Source organism: Actinosynnema sp. NPDC059335, from assembly GCF_042752395.1.
Taxonomy (GTDB): domain Bacteria; phylum Actinomycetota; class Actinomycetes; order Mycobacteriales; family Pseudonocardiaceae; genus Actinosynnema.
Genome location: NZ_JBHYXZ010000291.1, coordinates 1 through 4339, shown reverse-complemented (window position 1 = coordinate 4339; position 4339 = coordinate 1). Strand labels below are relative to the sequence as shown.

Here is a 4339-nt window from a genome sequence, read left to right as displayed (position 1 = left end):
GGGACCCGCGGGCGTTCCGGTCCGGTGTCCCCGGCCCCACGGTGCGGGCGCCCCCCGGGAAATTGTGGGGGGCGGGGATCCTCGTCGGATCCCCGCCCCGGACGGCTAGGGTGCTACGGGTCCTTTGCCGGGACCCGTGGTGTTCAGCCCTGCTGCAACTCGGCAGCGAGCTCGCGCAGCTTGCTGCTGTGCTCCCGGGCGTGGTGCCCGCAGAACAGCAGCTCGCCCCCGGAGGGGAGCACGGCGCGAACCTGGGCAGCAGCCCCGCAGCGGTCGCAGCGGTCGGCAGCGGTCAACGCGGGGCGGGTGAGCGTGGTAGTCATGGAAATCTCCCTCCGTCCCGGCACCGGGGATCGGTGCCCTCACACCTAGCTGCGACCACTTCGCATCTGGCGGGTGCGCCGTGTTCGCTGCTTCCACTCTTGCAGACGCACGGGCGTAAGTCAGTGTTCCCTGGGTCGTGGCGACCCGCGTCACTCCCCATTTACCCGGCGCCCGGGTGGTCGGAACCTGCCTCTTGCGCCGGTTCGCCCGGCCCGCGCTCACGTTCCGCTGTCGTGTCAACGGATTTCCGACCTGCGAATACGGCGTTCGACGCACGTCCGTTGCTCCGGAAGGTGGGCGTCGCGGGGCCCGCGATGTGATCGGTAACACTTTGGTCAGCCCAGAGCGAACACGGGTCCGGGTTCCACGATCCGGACATGATCCGTCCGGTTCACGGACCGTTCTCCGGCCCGCCGGAGGCCGCCCGACCACCGGACCGCCCGCCGATCCGCCCCGCCAACGGACCGCTCCGCCGACGAGCCGCCCAGGCCGTGAGGCCGCCCCGCCGACGAGCCGCCCAGGCCGCCGTAGGGCCGCCCGACCGACACGCCGCCCCGCCCAGGGCCGCGCGCTGCGGGACCCCGGCTACGAGCCTCCGGGACCGCCGTAGGGCGCGGACGCCGTAGGACCCGTGCGGACGCCTGTCAGCGGCGCAGGGCGGTGCGGACGCCGTGAGGCGGCGCGGGGGAGGGCGGTGCGGTGCGGGGGAGGGCGCGCACAAGCCCGGGACCCCCCGACCGCGTGGGTCGAGGGGTCCCGGGGGAAGTGCTCAGTCCAGGTAGTCGCGCAGCACCTGGGACCGCGACGGGTGCCGCAGCTTCGACATCGTCTTCGACTCGATCTGCCGGATCCGCTCCCGCGTCACGCCGTAGACCTGGCCGATCTCGTCCAGCGTGCGCGGCTGGCCGTCGGTGAGGCCGAACCGCAGCCGCACCACGCCCGCCTCGCGCTCCGACAGCGTCGCCAGCACCGACTGGAGCTGGTCCTGCAACAGCGTGAACGACACCGCGTCCACGGCCACCACGGCCTCGGAGTCCTCGATGAAGTCGCCGAGCTGGCTGTCGCCCTCGTCGCCGATCGTCTGGTCCAGCGAGATGGGCTCCCGGGCGTACTGCTGGATCTCCAGCACCTTCTCCGGGGTGATGTCCATTTCCTTGGCCAGCTCCTCCGGCGTGGGCTCGCGGCCCAGGTCCTGGAGCAGCTCGCGCTGGATGCGACCCAGCTTGTTGATGACCTCGACCATGTGCACCGGGATGCGGATGGTGCGGGCCTGGTCGGCCATCGCGCGCGTGATCGCCTGGCGGATCCACCACGTCGCGTACGTGGAGAACTTGTAGCCCTTGGTGTAGTCGAACTTCTCCACCGCGCGGATCAGGCCGAGGTTGCCCTCCTGGATCAGGTCCAGGAACGCCATGCCGCGACCCGTGTACCGCTTGGCGAGCGACACGACCAGGCGGAGGTTCGCCTCCAACAGGTGGTTCTTGGCCCGCTCGCCGTCCCGCACGATCCACCGCAGGTCGCGGCGGAGCTGCGGGGTCAGCTTCTCCTGCTCGTCCTCGGCGCGGCGCACCCGCTCGGCGGCGTAGAGGCCGGCCTCGATGCGCTTGGCGAGCTCGACCTCCTCCTCCGCGTTGAGCAGGGCGACCTTGCCGATCTGCTTGAGGTAGGCGCGGACCGAGTCGGCCGAGGCGGTCAGCTCGGCGTCCTTGCGGGCCTGCCGCAGGGCCTCCGACTCCTCCTCGTCCCAGACGAAGTCGCCCTCGCCGGGCTTGGCCTCCTCCTCGGCGGGCTCCTCCTCGACCGGCTCGTCGATCAGTTCGACGTCGTCGACCAGGTCTTCGGCGTCCGGGGCGACCTCGAGGTCGTCGGGCTCGTCGCCGTCCTTCTTCACCTTGCCGGGCGCGGCGGCCGCGGCCTTGGCGGCCGTCTTGCGCGGCGCCCGCGTTGCCGTCTTGCCCGACGCGGCGGTCTTCGCCGCCGGCTTCTTGGCCGGGGCCTTCCTCGCCGAGGTGGCCTTGGGCGTCTCCTCGGCGTCAGCCTTAGCTGCCTGAGTCGTCTTCGCGGCTGCCACGTACGCCCTTTCGCGACTGTCGATCAAGGCCGACCGAAGGGCGCGAACCTCGGTCGCCTGAGTACGGGGGATCCCCCGCCGGATCGTTCGTCAGCGGGGCACCGTTCCATTGTAACGACGAGAATCGCGTGCCGTTGCCCCCCGGCGTCATCCGAGACGTTCCGGCACGCGTTCCCGCAGGTCGGGCGAGGGTGAATTCAGTGCCGCAGGCCCTGCGCGGCGGCCACGGCGGCGCCGACGATGCCCGCGTCGTTCTTCAGCGCGGCGGCCACCACCTCGGTGCGCACCTCCAGTAGCGGGAGCCACTTCTCGGCCTTCTTGCTGACCCCGCCGCCCGCGATGACCAGGTCCGGCCAGATCAGGTTCTCCAGGACGTTGATGTAGCGCGACACGCGAGGCGTCCACTCGGCCCAGGTCAGGCCCTTGTCCTCCTTCACCGAGGCGGCCGCGCGCTTCTCCGCGTCGTGCCCGTCGACCTCCAGGTGGCCGAACTCGGTGTTGGGGACGAGCCGGCCGTCCAGGAACAGGGCGCTGCCGATGCCCGTGCCGAACGTCAGCAGCACCACCAGGCCGTCCCGGTCGACACCGGAACCGAACCGCATCTCGGCGATGCCGGCGGCGTCGGCGTCGTTGAGGACGACGACCTGGTCCTTGGGCCGGCCGAGGCGTTCGGCGAACAGCGCGGCGGCGTCCGTGCCGATCCACGCCTTGTCCACGTTGGCGGCGGAGTGCGCGACACCGTGCTTCACCACGCACGGCAGGGTGACGCCCACGGGACCGTCCCAGTTGAACTTCTCGACGATCTCGGCGACCACGTCGGCGACCGCGTCCGGCGTCGACGGCTGCGGCGTGGTGATGCGCAGGCGCTCACCGTCCAGTGCCCCCGCTTCGAGGTCCACGAGACCGCCCTTGATGCCGGAACCGCCGATGTCCACGCCGAACCCGCGGGTCATGCCCATCCCCGTGGCCCTTCCTACTCGATTCAGTAACCGTGGCCGCAGACATTAGCCTGCGGTTCTCCGATAGTCCCGTGAGAGTGACGCAGGAGGAACAGTTGCGTTTCGATCCGCGCTCATTGGTCGACGTCGCCGTGCTCGTGGCCCGGGAGGCCGGCGAGCTGGCCGTGGCCACGCGCGAAGCCGCCGTGACCGATGTCGACACCAAGAGCAGCATCACCGACGTGGTGACCGCGGCCGACCGCGCGTGCGAGCGGCTGGTCCGGCGGCGGCTGGCCGAGCTGCGGCCCGGCGAGCCGGTGATCGGGGAGGAGGAGGGCGGCAGCGCCGCCGTGGAGGGCCTGACCTGGGTCGTCGACCCGATCGACGGCACCGTGAACTACCTGTACGGCATCCCCCACTACGCCGTGTCGGTCGCCGCGCAGGTCGACGGCGAGTCGGTGGCGGGCGCGGTGGTCGAGCCGGCGAGCGGCCGCGTGTGGACGGCGGCGCGCGGCGGCGGGGCGTGGCTGGACGGGCGGCGGCTGGCGGTCTCCGACGTCACCCGGCTGGACGTGTCCCTCCTGGGTTACGGCTTCGCCTACCGGGCCGAGCGGCGGCAGCGGCAGGCGGACGCGTGGGCCGGGCTGGCGACCCGCGTGCGGGACATGCGGCGGGCCGGCGCGGCGTCGCTGGACCTGTGCGCGGTGGCGGCGGGCCGGCTGGACGCCTACGCCGAGCACGGCCTGAACCGGTGGGACTGGGCGGCGGGCGCGTTGCTGGCCGCCGAGGCGGGGGCCGTCGTCCACCTGCCGGGTGAATCTCCGGAGCTGGGCGCGGACGTCACCTTCGCCGCCGCGCCGGGCATCGCCGACGCCCTGTTCACCGCCCTGGTCGAAGCGGGCTTCGCCAAGGTCTGACCCGTGTGTCGAACCCTCAAGCCCCGTGTGTCGAACCTCCAGGACCCCCGAATTCCCCATCCGGAACGGGGAACTCACAGGTCCTGAAC

4 protein-coding genes are annotated in these 4339 nt (G+C 72.0%); 1 reads left to right on the top strand and 3 read right to left on the bottom strand.

The annotated features are described in order from the left end of the window. Positions 1 to 143: 143 nt before the first annotated feature. The 3 genes from ACFXGA_RS39730 to ppgK all read right to left on the bottom strand — a co-directional run bounded on the left by ACFXGA_RS39730 (position 144) and on the right by ppgK (position 3354). Complete coding sequence (locus ACFXGA_RS39730) at positions 144 to 323, bottom strand: hypothetical protein (RefSeq protein WP_378098226.1); 180 nt, start codon at positions 321 to 323, stop codon at positions 144 to 146. Between the two features lie 770 nt (positions 324 to 1093). Next, positions 1094 to 2395, bottom strand: a complete 1302-nt coding sequence (locus ACFXGA_RS39725) for an RNA polymerase sigma factor (protein WP_378098223.1) — start codon at positions 2393 to 2395, stop codon at positions 1094 to 1096. Between the two features lie 197 nt (positions 2396 to 2592). Beyond that, on the bottom strand, positions 2593 to 3354 hold the full coding sequence (gene ppgK, locus ACFXGA_RS39720) for a polyphosphate--glucose phosphotransferase (protein ID WP_378098220.1): 762 nt from the start codon (positions 3352 to 3354) through the stop codon (positions 2593 to 2595). Positions 3355 to 3449: 95 nt separating this feature from the next. Between ppgK and ACFXGA_RS39715 the strand changes: the two genes are divergently transcribed. Continuing rightward, entirely contained in the window at positions 3450 to 4250 is an 801-nt protein-coding gene (locus tag ACFXGA_RS39715; RefSeq protein WP_378098217.1) for an inositol monophosphatase family protein, read from the top strand. Positions 4251 to 4339 lie beyond the last annotated feature (89 nt).

Coding starts and splice junctions, on each gene's coding strand:
- ppgK (WP_378098220.1), bottom strand. CDS start 3,354: ATGGGCATGACCCGCGGGTTCGGCGTGGACATCGGCGGTTCCGGCATC.
- ACFXGA_RS39730 (WP_378098226.1), bottom strand. CDS start 323: ATGACTACCACGCTCACCCGCCCCGCGTTGACCGCTGCCGACCGCTGC.